Source organism: Streptomyces rectiviolaceus, assembly GCF_039533825.1.
Lineage (GTDB): Bacteria > Actinomycetota > Actinomycetes > Streptomycetales > Streptomycetaceae > Streptomyces > Streptomyces rectiviolaceus.
Map to the genome: position 1 here is coordinate 13,603 of NZ_BAAAUG010000172.1, position 20,701 is coordinate 34,303.

A 20,701-nucleotide genomic window follows, 5' to 3' on the forward strand; every position below is an offset into this window, starting at 1 on the left:
AATTCGGACCCTGGGGGGCCGGCATGGTCGAGGAGCTGGTGGCGGCGGGAGTGACCGTCGGGTCTGTCGGAGCGGTCTATGTGATGGCCGCGGCGCGTGTCGTCAAACAGTACGAACGGGGTGTCGTGCTGCGGCTCGGGCGGTTGCAGAGTTCGGTGCGCGGGCCAGGGTTCACGATGGTCGTGCCGTTCGTGGACCGGCTCCGTAAGGTGAACATGCAGATCGTCACGATGCCCGTCCCGGCGCAGGACGGCATCACGCGGGACAACGTCACGGTGCGCGTCGACGCGGTCATCTACTTCAAGGTGATCGACGCCGCCGAGGCCGTCGTCCAGGTGGAGGACTACCGCTTCGCGGTCTCGCAGATGGCCCAGACGTCGCTGCGTTCGATCATCGGCAAGAGCGACCTGGACGATCTGCTCTCCAACCGGGAGCAGCTCAACCAAGGTCTGGAGCTGATGATCGACTCTCCTGCCGTCGGCTGGGGCGTGCAGATCGACCGGGTCGAGATCAAGGACGTCTCGCTCCCGGAGACGATGAAACGCTCGATGGCCCGGCAGGCCGAGGCCGACCGTGAGCGGCGGGCCCGCGTGATCAACGCGGACGCCGAGCTGCAGGCGTCCAAGAAGCTGGCCCAGGCCGCGCACGAGATGGCGGACGAGCCGGCCGCGCTCCAACTGCGGCTCCTGCAGACCGTGGTGGCGGTCGCCGCCGAGAAGAACTCGACGCTCGTGCTGCCCTTCCCCGTGGAGCTGTTGCGCTTCCTGGAGCGGTCCACGCAGGCGCAGCAGCCGCCTGCCGCCGTGGCCGAATCGCCCGCGTCCATACCCGAGTCTCCCGCTGTCGCAATGCCGGATTTCGGTACGACGGATTCGGAAGCCGGAGAGCCGGATGCGCCAGAAGCGTCGAGAACAGGACAGGACTAGTCCTTACCCGCTGCCGATCACCCGCTCGCACGCGGTGTTTGCAACGGGAACCGACGTGGCGAGACCGGCGCCGGTGAAGACACGGGGGGCGCACGGTGACTGTCGCGTGCGCGTCCTGAAGTAGACCTTGTGTGCTACCAGGCGGGGTCGGGATAGTGGGCCGCACCCCTTGGCATGGACGCGGCTATCGCAGCGTGTGCGACTCCATACCAGTACGCCTTCCGGTCCCCAGGTCCCCACACCGAACGGGCCGACCCCCCACAGGAGGACGTGAGTTGAAGCACCGACGCATATCCAAGCGACGTGCCGCCGTGGCAGGTGCGGGCATCACCGCACTGATCGCCGCCGGAATCACCTTCCAGACTGCGAACGCGAGTGAGAGTGCCCCGACCCCCACGCCGGACACCCTCTCGGTCGCGAAGGCCGGAAAGCTCGCCTCGTCCCTGGGCAAGGACCTCGGCCTGGACGCCGCCGGCACGTACTACGACGCCAAGGCCAAGAACCTCGTCGTGAACGTCCTCGACGAGAGCGCGGCGGACGCCGTCGAGTCGGCGGGCGCCAAGGCGAGAATCGTCGAGAACTCCCTCGCCGAGCTGAAGAGCGCGCGTTCGACGCTCAGCGACAAGGCGTCCATTCCCGGCACCTCGTGGGCGGTCGACCCGGCCACCAACAAGGTCGTCGTGACGGCGGACCGCACGGTCAAGGGCACCTCGATGGACAAGCTCGCCAAGGTCGTGAAGGGGCTCGGCGGCAAGGCCGAACTCCAGCACAGCAAGGGGGAGTTCAAGCCCTTCATCGCAGGTGGCGACGCCATCTGGGGTGGCGGCAGCCGCTGCTCGCTCGGCTTCAACGTGGTCAAGGACGGAGCTCCGCACTTCCTGACCGCGGGCCACTGCACCGAGGCGGTCACCAGCTGGTCCGAGGAGCAGGGCGGCCCGGCCATCGGTGAGAACGCGGGCTCCAGCTTCCCCGACAACGACTACGGCATCGTCAAGTACAGCGGCGACACCGCGCACCCGAGTGAGGTGAACCTCTACAACGGCTCGACCCAGGCCATCACCAAGGCCGGCGACGCGACCGTGGGCCAGAAGGTGCAGCGCAGCGGCTCGACCACGCAGCTGCACGACGGCACGGTCAAGGGTCTCGACGCCACCGTGAACTACGGCAACGGCGACATCGTCAACGGACTCATCCAGACCGACGTCTGCGCCGAGCCCGGTGACAGCGGTGGCGCGCTCTTCGCGGGCGACACCGCCCTTGGCCTGACCTCGGGCGGCAGCGGTGACTGCTCCGCCGGTGGGGAGACGTTCTTCCAGCCGGTCCCTGAGGCGCTTTCCGCCTTCGGCGCGGAGATCGGCTGACCCTTCGGGTAGCTTCTCGGAAAGTCCGGCCCCGCCTCTGCCACGGCAGAGGCGGGGCTTTTCCGTAAACTTTGTGAAAGTTTTCACGAGCACGCAAGGGGCTTAAGTCCCATGGTCTTTGCGCAGTTCAGAGCGGGTTCGACAGGCGTCGCTCAGTATTCAAAGGGACCTTCGGCCTCCCGGGTGGGGCCCTTATCAGCGGCTCAAGCGGCCGACGCGGATGTGCAATTGAGGCACAAGCGAAAAGGTCTCAGCCGAAGGAGCCCTGCCATGCAGGCCAATGAGATGGTGGACGGACTGGTCGAGGGAGCGCTGGGCGCGCTCGACCGGTTCGCGTCGTACGACCAGGAGCAGGTCGACCACATCGTCAAGAAGGCCTCACTCGCCGCACTGGGCCGGCACGGGGAACTGGCGGAGCTGGCCGTGGCGGAGACCGGCCGCGGGCTCTTCGAGGACAAGGCCGTCAAGAACCTCTTCGCCTGCGAGCACGTCGTCAACTCGATGCGCGGCCTGAAGACCGCGGGCGTCATCTCCCGCGACGAGCTGAACGGCATCACCGAGATCGCCGAACCGGTCGGCGTCGTCTGCGCCATGACCCCGGTGACCAACCCGACGTCGACGACCCTCTTCAAGGCCCTCATCGCCCTGAAGACCCGCAACCCGATCATCTTCGCCTTCCACCCCAGCGCCCAGCGCTGCTCCGCCGAGGCCGCCCGCATCGTGCGCGACGCCGCGATCGAGGCAGGCGCCCCTGCGGACTGCGTGCAGTGGATCGAGGAGCCCTCGATGGAGGCGACGGGCCTCCTGATGAACCACGAGGGCGTCTCCACCATCCTCGCCACCGGCGGCAACGCCATGGTCAAGTCCGCCTACTCCTGCGGCAAGCCGGCCATCGGCGTCGGCGCGGGCAACGTACCGGCGTATGTCGCGCGCAGCGGCAAGCTGCGGCGCGCCGTCCACGACATCGTGCTCTCCAAGGCCTTCGACCACGGCATGATCTGCGCCTCCGAGCAGGCCGTGATCCTCGACAAGGAGATCTACGACGAGGGGATCGCGGAGTTCGAGCGGCTCGGCGCGTACGTCGTCACGGCGGCCGAGAAGACCAAGCTGGAGGAGTTCGTCTTCGGAGCTACGGCTTTCGGTGCCGACTGCTCGGGCGCGAAACTGAACGCGTCCGTCGTCGGCAGGTCACCGCGGTGGATCGCCGAGCAGGCCGGGTTCGAGGTCCCTTCAGGTACGTCGGTCATCGTCGCCGAGTGCGCGGAGGTCGGCGAAGGCGAGCCGCTGACCCGCGAGAAGCTCTCCCCGATCCTGGCCGCGCTGAAGGCCGAAACCACCGAGCACGGCCTCGAACTGGCCGCCCGGATGGTCGAGTTCAACGGCCTCGGCCACAGCGCCGCCATCCACACCGAGGACGAGGAGCTCGCCGAGGAGTTCGGCAGGCGCGTCAAGGCGGTCCGGGTCATCGTCAACGCGCCCTCGACCTTCGGCGGCATCGGCGACGTCTACAACGCCTTCCTGCCCTCGCTCACCCTCGGCTGCGGCTCCTACGGGCACAACTCGGTGTCGAACAACGTCTCCGCGGTCAACCTGGTCAACGTCAAGCGGATCGGACGGCGCAACAACAACATGCAGTGGTTCAAGGTTCCGCCGAAGATCTACTTCGAGCGCAACTCCCTGCGCTACCTGGGGGAGATGGACGGCATCAAGCGGGTCTCCATCGTGACGGACAAGACGATGTCGACGCTCGGCTTCGTCCAGCGGGTGACCGACATCCTCGCCGCGCGCCCCGAAGCCGTCACCGTCCAGGTCATCGACGACGTCGAGCCCAACCCCGAGCTCGCGACCGTGCGGGCCGGGGCCGCGCGCATGCGGGAGTTCGAGCCGGACACGATCATCGGGCTCGGCGGCGGCTCGCCGATGGACGCGGCCAAGATCATGTGGCTGATGTACGAGCACCCGGAGATCGAGTTCGCGGACACCAAGGAGAAGTTCTTCGACGTCCGCAAGCGGGCCTTCAAGTTCCCGGGCCTTGGCGAGAAGGCGCAGCTCGTGGCCGTCCCGACCACCTCGGGCACAGGCTCCGAGGTCACCCCCTTCGCCGTCATCTCCGACCCGGAGGCCGCGCAGAAGTACCCGCTCGCCGACTACGCGCTCACCCCGAACGTCGCGATCGTCGACCCGGTCCTGCCGATGAAGCTCCCCGCGACGGTCACCGCCGACTCCGGTTTCGACGCGCTGACCCACGCCACAGAGGCGTACGTCTCGGTGTACGCGAACGACTACACCGACGGGCTCTGCCTCCAGGCGATCAAGCTCATCTTCGAGAACCTGGAGCGGTGCGTCGTGAACGGGGCCGACGACCCCGAGGCGCGCGAGAAGATGCACAACGCCTCGACCGTGGCGGGCATGGCCTTCGCCAACGCCTTCCTGGGCCTGGTGCACGCGATGGCGCACACCCTCGGCAACACCTTCCACGTCCCGCACGGCCGCGCCAACGCGCTGCTCCTGCCGCACGTCATCCGGCACAACGGCACCGTCTCCGGCAAGGCGACCCCGTGGCCGAAGGCCGAGGTCTACCGGGCGCCGGAGCGGTTCCAGGAGATCGCCCGGATGCTGGGCCTGGCGGCGGCTTCCCCGGAGCAGGGGGTGGAGTCCTTCGCTTCCGCCGTCGAGGAGTTGCGTGCGAAGTGCGGTGTCCCCGCCTCCTTCCAGGAGGAGGGGGTCGACGAGGCCGCCTTCTTGGAGGCGCTGCCGGAGCAGGCCATGAACGCGTACGCGGATCAGTGTGCGCCTGCCAATCCGCGTATGCCGATGCTCTCCGAGATGGAGCAGTTGATGCGGCGGGCGTACTACGGGGCGCCCCGAAGGGGCGCGGGGAACTGCGCGACCAGCCACTGACGACCCGCAGGTCAGAACTCAGCGCTTCGGCCAGTACCAGAGCGGCTCGTCGAGCAGGCTCTGCCGGCCTGCGACGGCCGTCTCGCCCGACTCCTTCACCAGCTCTATGGAGTTGACGTCCATCCGATGGCGCACCGCCCCCTTGGCGACGGCTTCGGCGAGAGGGCGGGCATGGGTCACCAGGACGATCTGGGTGTCCTTCGTCGCCGTGAGGATCAGGTCCGCGAGCGGGCGCAGGAGGTCGGGGTGCAGGCTCGTCTCCGGTTCGTTCAGGACGAGGAGGGACGGTGGCCGGGGCGTGAGCAGTGCCGCGGTCCACAGCAGGTAGCGCAGGGTGCCGTCGGACAGTTCGGCGGGACCCAGCGGACGCAGCAGTCCGCGCTGGTGCAGCTGGAGTTCGAACCGCCCTCCGTTGTCGACGATCCGCACGCTGCTGCCCGGGAAGGCGTCGTCCACCGCCTCGTCGAGCGCACGGTCGTCGCCGATCTCACGGATGGTCTGCAGGGCGGCCGCGAGGTCCGCGCCGTCGTGGCCGAGGACGGGGGTGCGGGTGCCGATGCGGGCGGCGCGGGCGGGGGCTCCGGCGTCGGTGCGCACATGGTCGTAGAACCGCCAGGAGCGGATCAGCTCGCGCAGCCTGAGCAGGTCGGGTGCCAGCTGCGGGTCGGCGAACTCGCTGAGCATGCTGTCGTACGGCCGGATGTCCTGGGAGCGGTGCCAGCCGCCGTCGGCGGTGCGGGTGCGCACGGCCGGGCCCGCGCGGTCGCAGAGCAGCGCGGCGGTCCGCAGCACGGGCCCGGCCCAGGTGGACTCGCGCTTGATCTCCGGGTCCAGGCCGAACATGGAGGGGGCGCCGCCCGGGCCCGCGCCGCTGGACTGGGGGAGGCCGAAGTCGACCGCGTACCCGAACTCGTCGCCCGCGAAGCCGAGGCGCAGGGCGGTGGGCTCCGCCTTGCGCTCGCCCGCCCACATCACGGAGGGCAGGCCGCCCTCGCGTGCCAGAGCCGCGACCGCGCCGCCCGCCGCGGAGTCCGCGAGCAGCCGCAGCGCGCGGTACAGGCTCGACTTGCCGGTGCCGTTCGCGCCCGTCACGACGTTCAGGCGGTCCAGGGGGACGATCAGTTTGCGCAGGGAGCGGTAGTTCTCGACCGCCAGGGTGGTGATCATTGCTCAAGACTCGCACTTGGGTCTGACAACGGCCGGGGAGCGGGCCGTTCCGGGCGGCCCGTTCGGCTCACTCGGCCCGCTCGGCCCGTTCGGCTCACCGGCGGTGGGCGCCGGTGTCCTCCTCCATCGCGGGCCTCTGGCCGGGCTGGCGGTCCCCGCGCAGTGCGGACATGACCAGGGTGACGACGGTGCCCACGACCGCCCAGGCGGCGAGCACCAGCATCGGTCCGGTGATCGCGTTGCCCTTGAAGTACGCGATCGAGCGCGCCACCCAGGTGCCCGCGCCCGGCGGCAGCCAGGGGCCGATCTCCTTCCAGAATGGCGGCAGCATCGGCAGCGGGAAGGCGCCGCCCGCGCTCGGGTTGCCCGCGATCACGACGAGCAGGACGGCGAGGCCGATGCCCACGATGCCGGTGAGCGACTGCAGGGCGAGCGTGATCATGCCGACCCCGAAGACGATCAGCGAGCCGAGGCCCCACAGGCCCATGATGCTGCCGGGCAGGGCGCCGAGGATCGGCCCGATGATGAGCGCGCCGCCCAGGCCGCCCGCGATCGAGTAGAGCGCCATGACGCCGGTCCTGATCAGCGCGCGCGGGCCGTTGGCGGCCCGGGAGCCCGCGCTGATCGCCAGGATCGAGGCGCACAGATAGCCGCCGACGCACCAGCCGACGACCAGGTAGAAGGACGAGAGCCCGTCGAAGTCCTTGGTGGACGCCGGGGCGACGTCCACGGTCTTGACCGTCCGCTTCTCGGCCCCGTCGACCTCGGTGGCGATCTTCTCAAGCGCGGTGGCCAGGACGGTGCCGCCGCCCGAGCCGACCAGGAGGGTGTCGGTGGTGCCCCGGGGGTCGACGATCAGGGCGCCGTCGATGTCGCGGTTCATGATCTGGTGCCGGGCCGTGGCCTCGTCCTTGAGTACGCGCGGGTCGAGCGGTTCATCGGGGAGTTTCCCGAGCTTGTCCGATGTCTCCTCGGCCGCGGGGCCCGGAGCGACGACTCCGAAGGGCACGTCTCTCGGCTTCGGGTCGTGCAGGGCTCCTACGTAGGAGGCGATGAACAGCAGCTGCAGGGCCAGTACACCGATGACCAGCAGGGCTGCTCGCGGGGTGACGGCGCTCTTCAACTCATCGGTGAAACTCATGCCCCCACGCTCCGGGGCCACCGGTGTTTCCGCAGGTGGGCGGGGCCGAATGGGCGAAGCGTGGGGTGGGTCACCGCGCGTGTCGCACATGCGTTCGAAACTTGGTCTATGGTGGAGGCGGGGGATGTGAGGTCGGATCGGTTCAGGGTTTCAGGAGGTGCGTGTGCCAGGGTTCACGCATCTGCACACCGTCTCCGGGTTCTCCCCGCGGTACGGGGCCTCGCACCCGGAGCGGCTTGCCGAGCGCGCCGCCGAGCGGGGCATGGACGCCCTCGCGCTCACCGACCGGGACACCCTCGCGGGGACCGTCCGGTTCGCCAAGGCCTGTGCGAAGGAAGGGGTGCGGCCGCTGTTCGGTACCGAGCTCGCGGTGGGGGAGCCCGCCTCGGCGCCCGGTGCGCGGCGACGGACCCCCGTGCGCGGCGGTGCCTTCATCGATGAGTCGACCCCGCGTGTCACCTTCCTCGCCCGCGACGGCGCCACGGGCTGGGCCGCGCTGTGCCGCCTGATCACCGCCGCGCACCGGAGCGGCGATGGACAGCCCGTGCTCCCGTGGGAGGAGAACCACGGCGACGGCATGACCGTGCTGCTCGGGCCCGCTTCCGACGTGGGGCGAGCGCTCGCCGCCGGGCGCCCCGACCGGGCCGCCCGCCTCCTGGTCCCCTGGCGCGAGCGCTACGGAGACGCGCTGCGCCTGGAGTCCGTGTGGCACGGCCGCGAGGGCACCGGACCCGGTTCGCTCCGTCTCGCCGCCCGCACCGTCGGCTTCGCCGCCGAGCAGGGTGTCCGCCCCGTCCTGAGCAACGCCGTCCGCTACGCCGACGCGGGGCTCGGCCCGGTCGCCGACGTGCTCGACGCCGCGCGCCGCCTCGTCCCCGTCGACCCGACCAAGGAACTCGACGGCGGGGAGCGGTGGTTGAAGGGCGCCGACGCCATGCTGGGCAACGCCGAGCGGATCGTGGAGGCGGCCGGCTTCCGCCGCGACACCGCCCACCGACTAGTCGAGCAGACGCAGACGGCCGCCGCCGAGTGTCTCGTCGACCCCGAGGACGACATCGGCATCGGCTCCGTGCGCTTCCCCGAGCCGCACCTCGTCGGCGCGGGCCGCCGCACCGCGCAGCGCGTGCTCACCTCGCGGGCGGCGGCGGGGATGGTGCTGCGGGGGTACGACCGCGCCCCCCAGGGCCGCGAGTACTGGGAGCGGATGCACCACGAGCTGGACATCATCGCGTACCACGGCTTCGCCTCCTACTTCCTCACCGTGGCCCAAGTGGTCGACGACGTACGCGACTTGGGGATCCGCGTCGCGGCGCGCGGCTCCGGCGCCGGGTCCCTGGTCAACCACCTCATCGGCATCGCGCACGCCGACCCCGTCGAGCACGGCCTGCTCATGGAACGGTTCCTGTCCACCCGGCGGGCCGTCCTGCCGGACATCGACATCGACGTCGAGTCGGCCCGCCGCCTGGAGGTCTACCGCACGATCATCGGCCGCTTCGGCACCGAGCGGGTCGCGACCGTCGCCATGCCCGAGACCTACCGCGTCCGCCACGCCATCCGTGACGTCGGAGCCGCCCTCTCCATGGACCCGGCCGAGATCGACAAGATCGCCAAGGCCTTCCCGCACATCCGCGCGCGGGACGCACGCTCGGCGATGGAGGAGCTGCCCGAACTGCGGGAGGTGGCGGGGGAGTGGCAACGGGGAGGGGTGAAGCACAGCCGTCTGTGGGACCTGGTGGAAGCCCTGGACGCGCTGCCGCGCGGGATCGCCATGCACCCGTGCGGAGTGCTGCTCTCCGACGCCTCGCTGCTCGCCCGTACGCCCGTCGTGCCCACCAGCGGCGAGGGCTTCCCCATGTCCCAGTTCGACAAGGAGGACGTGGAGGACCTCGGGCTGCTCAAGCTCGACGTGCTCGGCGTGCGGATGCAGTCGGCGATGGCGCACGCGGTGGGGGAGGTCGAGCGGGCCACGGGTGCGCGGGTGGACGTGGACGCGGTGCCGCCGGGGGACCCGGCGACGTACCAACTCATCAAGTCCGCCGAGACGTTGGGCTGTTTCCAGATCGAGTCGCCGGGCCAGCGTGACCTGGTCGGACGCCTTCAGCCCGCGACCTTCCACGACCTGGTCGTCGACATCTCGCTCTTCCGTCCCGGGCCGGTCGCCGCCGACATGGTGCGGCCCTTCATCGAGGCCAGGCACGGCCGCGCGCCCATCCGCTATCCGCATCCGGATCTGGCGGGGCCGCTCAAGGAGACGTACGGCGTCGTCGTCTTCCACGAGCAGATCATCGACATCGTGAACATCATGACCGGCTGCGGACGCGACGAGGCGGACCGGGTGCGGCGCGGGCTCTCCGACCCCGAGTCGCAGGGGCGGATCCGGTTCTGGTTCGCGCAGCAGGCGGCGGCGAAGGGATACGACGCCGAGACGATCGGCCGGACCTGGGAGATCATCGAGGCCTTCGGTTCGTACGGCTTCTGCAAGGCGCACGCCGTGGCCTTCGCGGTGCCGACGTACCAGTCGGCGTGGCTGAAGGCCCATCACCCGGCCGCCTTCTACGCCGGGTTGCTCACGCACGACCCCGGCATGTACCCGAAGCGGCTGCTGCTCGCGGATGCGCGGCGGCGGGGAGTGCCGATCCTTCCGCTGGACGTGAACCGGTCTGCGGTCGCTCACCGTATCGAACTGGTGTCTGATAACTCTGGTCGTTCGTCCAAGACCAGGGAAGTGTGGGGCCTGCGCCTCGGCCTCTGCGACGTCCACGGCATCAGCGAGGCCGAGGCCGCGCGGATCGCCGACGCCCAGCCCTATGCCTCACTCCTCGACTTCTGGGAGCGGGCCAGGCCCAGCAAGCCGGTCGCGCAGCGGCTCGCCCAGGTCGGCGCGCTCGACGCGTTCGGCGCCAACCGCCGCGATCTGCAACTGCACCTGACGGAGCTGCGGCGGGGCTCGCGGGGTTCCTCCGGGGCTCAACTCCCCCTGTCCGGCGGGCGGAGGACGGCGCCCGCCGGGCTGCCGGACCTGGACGACGCGGAGCGGCTCAGCGCCGAACTCGGCGTCCTCGGCATGGACTCCTCGCGCCATCTCATGGGCGACCACGCGGAGTTCCTCCGGGAGCTCGGCGTGCTGACGGCCCGCCGCCTGCGGGAGGCCGAGCACGGGGCGACCGTCCTTGTCGCGGGCGCCAAGGCGGCCACCCAGACCCCGCCGATCCGCTCCGGGAAACGGGTCATCTTCACCACCCTGGACGACGGCACGGGCCTGGTCGACCTGGCCTTCTTCGACGACGCCCACGAACGGTGCGCGCACACCGTCTTCCACTCCTGGCTGCTGCTCGTCCGCGGAGTGGTGCAGCGGCGCGGGCCGCGCAGCCTCAGCGTGGTCGGCGCGGCGGCGTGGAACCTGGCGGAGCTGGTGGAGCTGCGGCAGGAGGGCGGGCTCGAGGCGGTGGGGGCGCGGCTCGCCGAGCCGGGACCGGAGGGGGAGTCCGGCGGAGCCGCGGCGGATGACGGCGCCTCGCCTCCGGCGGACGGCGGCCGCCGCATCCGGATGTCCACGGGGTACGAGATGCACCCCTGGGCCGACCTGCAGCCCCCCGGCGAACGGGCGGCGACAGGACGGAAGTTGTGGCACCAGAGCCCGGGGAGCGCGGGATGAGCACTCTCTGCGTACGGTTCCTCCTGCCGCCCATGTACGAGGCCGCCATGCCCCGACTGCTCACGCTGCTCGGCGAGTTCAGCCCTGTGGTCGAGGCACTGCCGCCCGACGCCGCGCTCGTCGACGTACGGGGAGCCATGCGTTACTTCGGGCGCGACGCCGTCGAGCTCGCCTCAGTGATACGGGTGCGGGCGCTCGCCCACTGCGGCGTGGACTGCGTGATCGGCGCCGGTCCTGGGCCGATGCTGGCGCGGATGGCCGTGCGGGGAGCCGAGCCGGGGGTGACCCTGGTCGTGGGGTCGGAGCCGGACGCCGTCGCGGAGTTCCTCGGCCCGAAACCGGTCGCCGAACTGCCGGGGGTCGGCCGCGCCACCGCCCGCACCCTCTGCTCGTACGGGCTCGACTCCGTCGGCAAGGTGGCCGCCGCGCCGCTGTCCACGCTGCAGCGCCTCGTCGGCGCCCGCACCGGCCGCGAACTGCACGAGAAGGCGCACGGCATCGACCGCGCGCGTGTCGTGCCGAACGCGGCAGCCCGCTCCCTCGCCTCCGAACGCCCCTTCCCCCGCGACGAGTTGGACCCCGCACGGCACCGCAGGGCGCTGCTCTCGCTCACCGATGAACTCGGTGCGCGGATGCGCGACGAGGGTCAGGTGTGCCGCTCCCTGGCCCTCACCGTGCGGTACGCGGACCGCACCGGCTACTCGACGATCACCCGCACCCGCACGCTGCCCGAGCCGACCGCGCACTCCTCCGCGCTGACCGCGACCGCCTACCGCATGTACGAGGCGCTCGGCCTCCAGCGGGCCCGGGTGCGCGGCATCTCACTGCGCGCCGAAGGGCTCGGCCCCGCCGAACACGCCGCCCACCAGCTGATGTTCGACCCGGTGGACGACAAAGCCCGCAGGATCGAGGCGGTGGCCGACCGGGCACGGGCGAAGTTCGGCCCTGGCGCGATCGTGCCGGGGACGCTGGCGGCGTAGCCCCCGGGGCTACAGGTCGCGGCGGTGCACGGTCACGACCGTGACGGCCGCCGCCACCAGCGGCCACACCGCGAACACGATCCACGCCTCGGTGGCCGACACCGGGTACGCGTCCGGCGGGTAGCCGATCGCCGAGCGACAGGCCCCTCGATAGGCGCTCGCGAGGGACCGCGCCAGTGATTACTGGAAGTTTTTACTGACGCGTAACTTCACACTTCTACGACCGGCACCTAATTTGGCGTGTGCACGGCATCCTCGTGATCCGGATCACAGGGCTCATTCATCGCAACTCCCTTGAGCCGCAAGGAGATCACACGATGCTGCCCTGGAGACGAGCGCTCACCGCGTTCACCGCCGCCCTGCTCATGACGGGCGCGCTCACCCTCACCCCCGCCGCCACGGCGTCCGCCGCGCCCGTCGCCACCGCCTCTTCGAGCGGCTGGAACGACTACGGCTGCAAGCCGTCCGCCGCTCATCCCCGCCCCGTGGTCCTCGTCCACGGCACCTTCGGCAACTCCATCGACAACTGGCTCGTCCTGGCGCCCTACTTGGTGCGGCGCGGCTACTGCGTCTACTCCCTCGACTACGGCCAGCTGCCCGGCGTGCCGTTCTTCAACGGACTCGGGCCGATCGACAAGTCGGCCGAGCAGCTCGACGGCTTCGTCGACAAGGTGCTCGCCTCGACGGGCGCCGCCGAAGCGGACCTCGTGGGCCACTCGCAGGGCGGCATGATGCCCCGCTACTACCTGAAGTTCCTCGGCGGCGCGGAGAAGGTCAACGCCCTGATCGGCCTCGCGCCCGACAACCACGGCACCACCCTGCTCGGCCTGACCAGGCTGCTGCCCTACTTCCCCGGCATCGAGGACCTGCTCACCACCAAGACCCCGAGCCTCGCCGACCAGGTGGCCGGATCACCGTTCCTGACCAAGCTCAACGAAGGCGGCGACACGGTGCCCGGCGTGCGCTACACCGTCATCGCCACGAGGTACGACGAGGTGGTCACCCCGTACCGCACGCAATTCCTGAACGGCCCGGGCGTACGCAACGTCACCGTCCAGGACCTGTGCCCCGTCGACCTCGCCGAACACGTGGCGATAGGGATCCTCGACCGCGTCGCACACCACGAGGTCGCGAACGCCCTCGACCCGGCGCACGCCAAGCCGAGCACCTGCTTCTCCTGAACGTTCTCCTGAACCTTCGCCTGAACCGAGAGCCGCCGCTGACCGGGGTCAGCGGCGGCTCGACGCGTACTCGACGCGTACTCGACGGCTCAGCGGCCGTGCCGCGCCGTCCGGCGGCGGGCCGTGCCGAACATGGCCGCGGCACCGACGGCCAGGGCGGCGGCGCCGCCGATCGCGATGTACGGGGTGTTGCTGTCGCCGCCGGTCTCGGCGAGGTTCTCGTTGGTGGCCGCGGGCTTCGCGGCGGAGCCGTTCACCTCGGGCTGGTTGCCGGAGGCGCCCTCCTCCGTAGCCGGGGCCGGAGCCGCCTCGGAGGCCTCGGCACCCGTCTTGGCGTCACTGTCGCCGTGGCCCCGGTGCTCGACGGTGGACTTCTCCGCACCCGCGGCGATGTCCTTCTCGGAGGGCGCGGAGGCGGTGGGGGCCGGAGCCGCGGCCTCGCTGCCGCCGCTGTCCTTGCCGAAGACGACGTCGGAGCAGGTGTAGAAGGCCTCGGGGGAGTCCGAGCGCTGCCAGATCGAGTAGATCAGGTGGCGGCCCGACTTGGCCGGGACCTTGCCGTCGAAGACGTAGTCACCGTTCTCCATCTTCGGGTCGGTGACGTCGACGAACGGCTTCTCCTCCAGGTCCGACCACTTCAGGGGCTTGGTCGGGTCGTACGAGTCCTTCGTGATGTACAGCTCGAAGGAGCCCTTGTGCGGGGCGGTGCCCTTGTAGTGGAAGGTGTGGTTGCCGCCGGCGAGCTTGCTGGACGGCCAGTCGGCGCGCGGCAGGTCGAGGCCCTTGTACTTGTCGTTGCCCGCGCTGCACAGCTTGCCGTCGGGGATGATCTCCTTCGACTTGCCCGCGGCGTTGGCGATGTTCACGCCGTTCCAGTCGTAGAAGGCCTGCGCGCCACTGGCCGCGACAGCCGCCTTGCAGGCAGCCGACTTCGGGGCCTCCGGACCCTCCTGGAAGCACGCGGAGACACGGCTCACCGGGTCCGTCATGGAACCGTGCGCGGCGGCGGGGGTGGCCGAAAGGGCGGTCAGGGCGAGCGGGGCGATGCCGACGGCAGCGATCGTGGCGACCTTGCGACGTGCGGTCATGAGTGGTTCTCCTCAGCGGCGGTTCTGGGGGTGGGGGACACGAGACGGTTGCGAACGGCCGGTGCCGCCCCCCGATTGCGTGCGGCGCCGACGGTTCGTAACCGGCCCGGCGACGAGAAAACTAGCCGCTGAAATCCCCGAATTCGCCTGCTGGGAGGGGGTGATGGCGATCTTTATGGTGGGGTTAAGGGAGGGCTAACCGAGGGCTGAGGCTGAGCCCTGGGACGCCCCTGTTTGACCAGTACGTGAGCTACGGGACGGTCCGGGGGAGTAGGCCGTAGCATCCGCGCATGCGACCAGCCAGATACAGCGACGAGGATCTAGAGCAGCACTCCCTGCAGCGCCGGGTGGCCGACGACGGGCAGCGGTCCGGGTTCGAGCACGACGTGGACCGGATCCTGTACTCGACCCAGTGGCGGGCGCTCGCGGGCAAGAGCCAGGTGGTGGCGAGCGCCGAGCTGGGCGCGTACCACACCCGCCTCACACACTCGATGAAGGTCGCCCAGCTCGGCCGGCGGATGGCGGAGCGTCTTGAGCGCAAGTACGGCGGGCCGAATCCGGCGCTCGTCGAAGCGGCCTGCATGGCGCACGACATCGGCCATCCGCCCTTCGGGCACGCCGGTGAACTGGCGCTGCGCGCCACGATGGACGAACTGCACCTCGCGGACGGCGTCCTCGACAGCTTCGAGGGCAATGCGCAGACCCTGCGCGTGCTGACCTTCCTCGCCGCCCACAAATACCCGGGCCATCGCGGACTGCACCTGACCCGCGCCTGTCTGGACGCGTCCACCAAGTACCCGTGGGAGCGGGCGCCGATCGACCAGGACGCGGCGCGGCACGTGAAGTGGGGGGTGTACGTCGCCGACCGGGATGCGTTCGCGTGGGTGAGGGCGGGCCGCACCGACGACGCGGTGCCGGTCGAGGAACAGGTCATGGACTGGGCGGACGATGTCACCTACGCCTGCCACGACGTGGAGGACTTCTACCGTACGGGCCTGATCCCACTGGCCGCGCTGTTCCCGCCGGACGGAGCCGCCGGCGGCGACACCGAGCGCGAGACCCGCCGCTTCCTGGACTACGTACAGGCCAAGCGGGTGCGGGCGGGCGAGGCCTTCGACCGCGATGCGGCGCTGCTGCTGATGGCGGACATCGGCAAACGGCTCGCGGTGCACGCCCCCTACAGCGGCAGCCATGAGGACGCGGTCGCGGTGAACCGGCGCACCGCCGACCTGATCGCGTACTTCACCCGCGGCATCGATCTTGAGGTGGGCGGCACCGCGGCGATCCGGTACGGGGCGCGCCTCGTGATCCCGGCCGAGCGGCGGGCGGCCTGCGATCTGCTCAAGGAGCTGGTGTGGTGCTACGTCATCGACCGCCCGGCGCTCGCCACCCAGCAGCACGGCAAGCGGCGGGTGGTCGGCGAGCTGCTGCGCTGGAGCCATGACGCGCCCGAGCTGCTGCCGCGGGACCGTGCCGAGGAGCTGGCGCTGCACGGCGACCGGCTGCGGGCCGCCGCCGACCATGTCGCCTCGCTCACCGAGGACCAGGCGCTCGCCCTGCACCGCCGCCTCTCCGGCACGGGCCTCGGCTCGGTCAACGACAACGTGTGGCTGTGACACCGGGCCCCCAGGGGCGCGGGGCAGCCGCGCCGCCGATGGGCCCGGGGGAGCCCTCCGGGCCGACCGCTAGCGGACCCAGCGGTACCGCCGCTCAGGCCGCCCCGTCCCCCCGTACCGCAGCGTCACCTCGACCCGCCCCGTGTCCGCGAAGAACTCCAGATAGCGGCGGGCGCTGACCCGCGAGAGCGCCCCTTCCTGCGCGCACTCCGATGCGGAAAGCCCGCCAGGGTGGCCCCGCAGCGTCTGCTCGACCAGGTCCGCGGTGTGGGCCGCAAGGCCCTTCGGGAGTTCGCGGGAGCCGGGAGGGCGGGGGCCGAATATCTGGTCGACGTCCTCCTGGCGCGCCTCGTCAAGGCCGTCGAGGCGGGCCCGCACCGCCGCCACGTGCAGCAACTGCTCGCGCAGCGCGGCCTGGTTGAACGGCTTGATCAGATAGTGCAGCGCACCGGCCCGCAGCGCCGCCCGCACGATCTCCGCGTCCCGCGCCGCCGTGATGAACAGCGCGTCCAGCGGCTGCCGTTCCCGGTCGCGCTCCTCGACGGCCCGCAGCTCCCGTAGCACCGCGATGCCGTCCATATCGGGCAGATAGACGTCAAGGAGTACGAGATCGGGGCGCAGCCGCTCCACCGCGGCAAGCGCCTCCGCACCGCTGTGCGCCACTCCCACCACCGAGAATCCGTCCACCGCGGACACATAACGGCTGTGCAGTTTGGCGACCATGAAGTCGTCGTCCACGACCAGCACCCTTGTCATCGCCGCAGGCTATGGGCGCGACCACAACGACCACAACGTCCGTTGATTCCGGAAGAGAGACAGCTTCTTAACGCGCAGGCAACATGTGGGCCACCTCACAGGTATCCCCGTCCCCGCGGACGGCGGCCGGGCTCCCGCCCCCACGGGGAGCCCGGCCGCTCACAAACTCCTACGTACCGACAGGTGGTGGCACACGTGCGTCTGCGCACACCCCTTGCCCTGCTCGGGGCCGCGCTGCTCGTGCTCGCAGGGCCGCCGCTGCTCTCCACGGGCAGCGGCTCCGAGACCGGCACACAGATCCCCGGCCTGCGCCTCATGGTCCCCAACACGCCGGGCGGCGGCTACGACATCACCGCCCGCACCGCGGCGAAGAACGCCGAGGACGCCGGACTCACCCACAACATCGAGGTGTTCAACCTGCCCGGCGCCGGCGGCACCGTCGGCCTCAGCCGCCTCGTCGGCGAGCACGGCAACGGCAAGCTCGCGATGTCCATGGGGCTGGGAGTCGTGGGCGCGGCCCGCTCCAACGACTCGGCCAAGACCCTCGCCGACACCACCCCCATCGCCCGCCTCACCGAAGAGCCGGACGTCGTCGTGGTCGCCAAGGACTCGCCGTACAAGAACATCAAGCAGCTGGTCACCGCCTGGAAGAAGAACCCGGGCAAGCTCCCGGTCGGCGGCGGCTCATCCCCGGGCGGCCCCGACCACCTCGCCCCGATGCTGATGGCACGCGCCGCGGGGATCGACCCGAAGAAGGTCAACTACGTCCCCTTCGACGGCGGCGGCGAACTCCTCGCCTCGATCCTCGGCAAGAAGGTCGCCTTCGGCGTCTCCGGCGTCGGCGAGTACCTCGACCAGATCAAGTCGGGCGAACTGCGGCTGCTCGCGACCACCGGACCCAAGCGGGCCAAGGGCCTGGACGGCCCGACCCTCAAGGAGTCCGGCTACGACGTGGACTTCACCAACTGGCGCGGCATCGTCGCCCCGCCCGGCCTCTCCGAAGCCGAACGCAAGAAGCTCACCGGCCTGGTCAGGAAGCTGCACGACTCTCCCCAGTGGCGCAAGTCCCTCAAGACCAACGGCTGGGACGACGCCTTCCTCACCGGGGACAAGTTCGGCGACTTCCTGGCCGCCCAGGACAAGAGCGTGGTGTCCGTGCTGAAGGAGCTGGGACTGTGACGACGACGACCGAATCCCCGTCGAACCCGCCCGGGGAGAGCGGGAGCAGCCGCCGCTCATGGCTGCGCGAGCACTCCGAACTCGGCGTCTGCGTCATGCTGTTGGCCCTCGGCGTCCTCGTCCTCACGGACGCGCTCACCATGGACGTCGAGATCGCCCAGCGCGGCCCGATCGGCCCCAAGACCGTCCCCATAGCCGTGGGTATCGGACTCCTGGTCGTCGCCGTCCTCCTCGCGATCGACGTCCTGCGGGGCGGCCGCGGCGAGGCCGAGGGCGGCGAGGACATCGACCTGTCCGAACCCGCCGACTGGCGCACCGTGCTGCTCCTGGCCGGAGTCTTCCTCGGCGCCGCCGTCCTCATCGAACCGCTCGGCTTCCCCATCGCGGGCGCCCTGCTCTTCTGGGGCGCCGCGTACGCGCTCGGCAGCCGTCACCTGGACCGCGATCCGCTCATCGCGGCAGGGCTCTCCCTCATCACGTACGTCGTCTTCAACAACCTGCTCGGGGTGCCGCTCCCCGGCGGACCACTGATGGGAGTGCTGTGACATGGATGCCTTCAACTCCCTGATGGACGGCTTCGGCACGGCCCTCACCCCCATGAACCTGCTCTGGGCCGCCATCGGCGTGCTCCTGGGCACCGCGATCGGCGTCCTGCCCGGCATCGGCCCCGCGATGGCGGTGGCGCTGCTGCTGCCCGTGACGTACGGCCTGGAGCCGACCGGCGCGTTCATCATGTTCGCGGGCATCTACTACGGAGCGATGTTCGGCGGCTCGACGACCTCGATCCTGCTGAACACACCGGGTGAGAGCGCCGCGGTGGTGGCCGCCATGGAAGGCAATCCGATGGCCAAGGCGGGGCGCGGCGCGCAAGCGCTCGCGGCCGCCGCCATCGGGCACTTCGCGGGCGGCATCATCGGCACGATCCTCCTGGTGGCGCTCGCACCGACCGTCGCGGAGCTCGCGGTCGACATCGGGGCGCCCGACTACTTCGCCATCATGGTGCTCGCGTTCATCGCGGTGACGTCGGTCCTCGGCTCCTCGCGCGTACGAGGACTCGCCTCGCTCCTCATCGGCCTCACCCTCGGCCTGGTCGGCCTCGACCAGATGACCGGACAGCAGCGTCTGACCTTCGGCTCGCTCCAACTCGCCGACGGCATCGACGTGGTGATCGTCGCGGTGGGTCTCTTCGCGATCGGCGAGGCCCTGTGGGTCGCGGCCCATCTGCGGCGCACGAGCGGCGAGGCGATCCCGGTGGGCCGCCCCTGGCTGGGCAAGGCCGACGTGAAGCGCACCTGGAAGTCCTGGCTGCGCGGCCCGCTCATCGGCTTCCCGTTCGGCGCGATCCCCGCGGGCGGCGCCGAGATCCCCACCTTCCTCTCCTACGTCACCGAGAAGCGCCTGTCCAAGCACAAGGAGGAGTGGGGCAAGGGCGCGATCGAGGGAGTGGCGGGCCCCGAGTCGGCGTCATCGGCATCGGCGGCAGGCACTCTCGTCTCCATGCTGACCCTCGGCCTGCCCACGACGGCGGTGGCGGCAGTGATGCTCGCGGCCTTCCAGCAGTACGGGATCCAGCCGGGCCCGCTTCTCTTCGAGCGCGAACCGGACCTGGTCTGGGGCCTGATCGCATCCCTCTTCGTGGGCATGGTCCTGCTCCTTGCCCTGAACCTGCCGCTGGCCCCGGTCTGGGCGAAGCTGCTCCGCATCCCGAGGCCCTATCTCTACGCGGGAATCCTCTTCTTCGCGGCGGTGGGCGCGTACGCGGTGGGCGGCGAGGCCCTCGACCTGGTGATCCTGCTGATCATCGGCCTGATCGGCTTCGGCATGCGGCGCTACGGACTGCCCATCCTGCCCGCGGTCATCGGCGTCATCCTCGGCCCGAACGCCGAGCAACAGCTGCGCCGTGCCCTGCAGATCAGCGACGGCAGCGTCAGCGGCCTGGTCGACACGCCCTTCTCGATCACGGTGTACGTGATCATCGCGCTGATCGTGCTCTGGCCGCTCCTGAAGAAACTGCTGGTGCGGGGCAGGAGCACTGACGTAGACGTAAAGGCATGACAACCGACATCCGCCTCGCCACCGCCGCCGACGTCCCCGCCGTGAAGGCGGTGACGGACGCGGCGTACCACCCCTACATCGAGCGCATCGGTGTCGTGCCCGTCCCCATGGAGGCGGATCACGCGGCGGAGGTGGCGGCGGGGCGGGTGTTCGTCACCGGGGACCCGGTGGTCGTGGGCGTCCTGGTCCTGGTCCCGCACGAGGACCATCTCTTCCTGGACAGCATCGCGGTCCACCCCGAGGCCGCGGGCCAAGGGGTGGGCCGCCGCCTGCTCGCCTTCGTGGACGAGCGGGCGCGGTCGCTGGGGCTGCCGGAGGTCCGGCTCTACACGAACGCGATGATGTGGGAGAACCAGAAGCTCTACCCGCGGTACGGCTACGAGATGGTGGAGCGCAGAGTGGACGGCCCCTACGACCGCTACCACTACAGGAAGACCCTCTAGAGGCGCGTCTCCGATCGGCTCCCGCTGCCCTGTGGGCGCCGGATCTCACCCATCGGGCCACCAGGTCCGCTGGATGTCCTTGCGGATCTCGGGGCGCTCGCGGCGGCGGTCCTCGGACTCGCACTTCTCCCGGATCTGTCGATTGGTGGGCTTCCCGACGGTCTTGTGCACGGTCACACGGCGCATGGCTGCCTCCCTGTACTACCGATGTCCAAGGTGGGACGTCTGTAGACCTCTGCGGGGAGGGTTTCT

At 70.5% G+C, this 20,701-nt stretch carries 16 protein-coding genes; 11 read left to right on the forward strand and 5 right to left on the reverse strand.

Annotation, left to right across the window (positions count from 1 at the left end; all coding sequences use genetic code 11):
- Nucleotides 1–23: 23 nt before the first annotated feature.
- The 3 genes from ABD378_RS37210 (at nt 24) to adhE (ending at nt 5,188) form a co-directional block, all read left to right on the forward strand.
- A complete protein-coding gene (locus ABD378_RS37210) occupies nt 24–926 on the forward strand; it encodes a slipin family protein (RefSeq protein WP_344528594.1) in 903 nt (300 codons plus the stop codon).
- A 275-nt stretch (nt 927–1,201) separates the two neighbouring features.
- Complete coding sequence (locus ABD378_RS37215; RefSeq protein ID WP_344528596.1) at nt 1,202–2,287, forward strand: S1 family peptidase; 1,086 nt, start codon at nt 1,202–1,204, stop codon at nt 2,285–2,287.
- 270 nt (nt 2,288–2,557) lie between these two features.
- The gene (adhE, locus tag ABD378_RS37220) at nt 2,558–5,188 is read left to right on the forward strand and encodes a bifunctional acetaldehyde-CoA/alcohol dehydrogenase (RefSeq protein ID WP_386545639.1); all 2,631 of its coding nucleotides are present in this window, start codon (nt 2,558–2,560) and stop codon (nt 5,186–5,188) included.
- Nucleotides 5,189–5,206: 18 nt separating this feature from the next.
- On the opposite strand, the gene ABD378_RS37225 is transcribed toward adhE, so the two are convergent.
- Nucleotides 5,207–6,355: an AAA family ATPase gene (locus tag ABD378_RS37225; RefSeq protein ID WP_344528598.1), complete on the reverse strand. Its 1,149-nt coding sequence runs from the start codon at nt 6,353–6,355 to the stop codon at nt 5,207–5,209.
- A 94-nt stretch (nt 6,356–6,449) separates the two neighbouring features.
- Nucleotides 6,450–7,496 (reverse strand): ABC transporter permease, encoded by a 1,047-nt coding sequence (locus tag ABD378_RS37230; protein WP_344528600.1) that lies wholly within the window; start codon nt 7,494–7,496, stop codon nt 6,450–6,452.
- 163 nt (nt 7,497–7,659) lie between these two features.
- Between ABD378_RS37230 and ABD378_RS37235 the strand changes: the two genes are divergently transcribed.
- From ABD378_RS37235 to ABD378_RS37245, 3 genes are all read left to right on the forward strand, one after another.
- Nucleotides 7,660–11,151: a DNA polymerase III subunit alpha gene (locus ABD378_RS37235; protein ID WP_344528602.1), complete on the forward strand. Its 3,492-nt coding sequence runs from the start codon at nt 7,660–7,662 to the stop codon at nt 11,149–11,151.
- Nucleotides 11,148–12,131, forward strand: a complete 984-nt coding sequence (locus ABD378_RS37240) for a DNA polymerase Y family protein (protein WP_344528604.1) — start codon at nt 11,148–11,150, stop codon at nt 12,129–12,131. The genes ABD378_RS37235 and ABD378_RS37240 overlap by 4 nt, the downstream gene beginning before the upstream one ends.
- Before the next feature lie 317 nt (nt 12,132–12,448).
- Entirely contained in the window at nt 12,449–13,312 is an 864-nt protein-coding gene (locus ABD378_RS37245; RefSeq protein ID WP_344528606.1) for an esterase/lipase family protein, read from the forward strand.
- An 89-nt stretch (nt 13,313–13,401) separates the two neighbouring features.
- Here ABD378_RS37245 and ABD378_RS37250 read toward each other — a convergent pair whose 3' ends face one another.
- On the reverse strand, nt 13,402–14,400 hold the full coding sequence (locus ABD378_RS37250; RefSeq protein ID WP_344528608.1) for a lytic polysaccharide monooxygenase auxiliary activity family 9 protein: 999 nt from the start codon (nt 14,398–14,400) through the stop codon (nt 13,402–13,404).
- A 290-nt stretch (nt 14,401–14,690) separates the two neighbouring features.
- Between ABD378_RS37250 and ABD378_RS37255 the strand changes: the two genes are divergently transcribed.
- On the forward strand, nt 14,691–16,016 hold the full coding sequence (locus tag ABD378_RS37255) for a deoxyguanosinetriphosphate triphosphohydrolase family protein (RefSeq protein ID WP_344528610.1): 1,326 nt from the start codon (nt 14,691–14,693) through the stop codon (nt 16,014–16,016).
- A gap of 69 nt (nt 16,017–16,085) precedes the next feature.
- Here ABD378_RS37255 and ABD378_RS37260 read toward each other — a convergent pair whose 3' ends face one another.
- A complete protein-coding gene (locus ABD378_RS37260) occupies nt 16,086–16,772 on the reverse strand; it encodes a response regulator (RefSeq protein WP_344528612.1) in 687 nt (228 codons plus the stop codon).
- Nucleotides 16,773–16,967: 195 nt separating this feature from the next.
- Here ABD378_RS37260 and ABD378_RS37265 point away from each other — a divergent pair, with 195 nt between their 5' ends.
- From ABD378_RS37265 to ABD378_RS37280, 4 genes are read left to right on the forward strand one after another with little or no spacing between them, the layout of a single operon-like run.
- A complete protein-coding gene (locus tag ABD378_RS37265) occupies nt 16,968–17,951 on the forward strand; it encodes a Bug family tripartite tricarboxylate transporter substrate binding protein (protein WP_344528649.1) in 984 nt (327 codons plus the stop codon).
- Nucleotides 17,948–18,496, forward strand: a complete 549-nt coding sequence (locus tag ABD378_RS37270; RefSeq protein WP_344528614.1) for a tripartite tricarboxylate transporter TctB family protein — start codon at nt 17,948–17,950, stop codon at nt 18,494–18,496. The genes ABD378_RS37265 and ABD378_RS37270 overlap by 4 nt, the downstream gene beginning before the upstream one ends.
- A gap of 1 nt (nt 18,497) precedes the next feature.
- Nucleotides 18,498–20,006, forward strand: a complete 1,509-nt coding sequence (locus tag ABD378_RS37275) for a tripartite tricarboxylate transporter permease (RefSeq protein ID WP_344528616.1) — start codon at nt 18,498–18,500, stop codon at nt 20,004–20,006.
- Nucleotides 20,003–20,449 (forward strand): GNAT family N-acetyltransferase, encoded by a 447-nt coding sequence (locus ABD378_RS37280; protein ID WP_344528618.1) that lies wholly within the window; start codon nt 20,003–20,005, stop codon nt 20,447–20,449. The genes ABD378_RS37275 and ABD378_RS37280 overlap by 4 nt, the downstream gene beginning before the upstream one ends.
- A gap of 45 nt (nt 20,450–20,494) precedes the next feature.
- Here ABD378_RS37280 and ABD378_RS37285 read toward each other — a convergent pair whose 3' ends face one another.
- Nucleotides 20,495–20,635 (reverse strand): hypothetical protein, encoded by a 141-nt coding sequence (locus tag ABD378_RS37285; RefSeq protein WP_344528620.1) that lies wholly within the window; start codon nt 20,633–20,635, stop codon nt 20,495–20,497.
- Nucleotides 20,636–20,701: the final 66 nt, after the last annotated feature.

Excerpts from the sequence above, each read along its gene's own strand:
- ABD378_RS37210 (WP_344528594.1), top strand. The coding sequence starts at position 24 with ATGGTCGAGGAGCTGGTGGCGGCGGGAGTGACCGTCGGGTCTGTCGGA.
- adhE (WP_386545639.1), top strand. The coding sequence starts at position 2,558 with ATGCAGGCCAATGAGATGGTGGACGGACTGGTCGAGGGAGCGCTGGGC.
- ABD378_RS37225 (WP_344528598.1), bottom strand. The coding sequence starts at position 6,355 with ATGATCACCACCCTGGCGGTCGAGAACTACCGCTCCCTGCGCAAACTG.
- ABD378_RS37230 (WP_344528600.1), bottom strand. The coding sequence starts at position 7,496 with ATGAGTTTCACCGATGAGTTGAAGAGCGCCGTCACCCCGCGAGCAGCC.
- ABD378_RS37240 (WP_344528604.1), top strand. The coding sequence starts at position 11,148 with ATGAGCACTCTCTGCGTACGGTTCCTCCTGCCGCCCATGTACGAGGCC.
- ABD378_RS37245 (WP_344528606.1), top strand. The coding sequence starts at position 12,449 with ATGCTGCCCTGGAGACGAGCGCTCACCGCGTTCACCGCCGCCCTGCTC.
- ABD378_RS37250 (WP_344528608.1), bottom strand. The coding sequence starts at position 14,400 with ATGACCGCACGTCGCAAGGTCGCCACGATCGCTGCCGTCGGCATCGCC.
- ABD378_RS37255 (WP_344528610.1), top strand. The coding sequence starts at position 14,691 with ATGCGACCAGCCAGATACAGCGACGAGGATCTAGAGCAGCACTCCCTG.
- ABD378_RS37260 (WP_344528612.1), bottom strand. The coding sequence starts at position 16,772 with ATGACAAGGGTGCTGGTCGTGGACGACGACTTCATGGTCGCCAAACTG.
- ABD378_RS37275 (WP_344528616.1), top strand. The coding sequence starts at position 18,498 with ATGGATGCCTTCAACTCCCTGATGGACGGCTTCGGCACGGCCCTCACC.
- ABD378_RS37280 (WP_344528618.1), top strand. The coding sequence starts at position 20,003 with ATGACAACCGACATCCGCCTCGCCACCGCCGCCGACGTCCCCGCCGTG.
- ABD378_RS37285 (WP_344528620.1), bottom strand. The coding sequence starts at position 20,635 with ATGCGCCGTGTGACCGTGCACAAGACCGTCGGGAAGCCCACCAATCGA.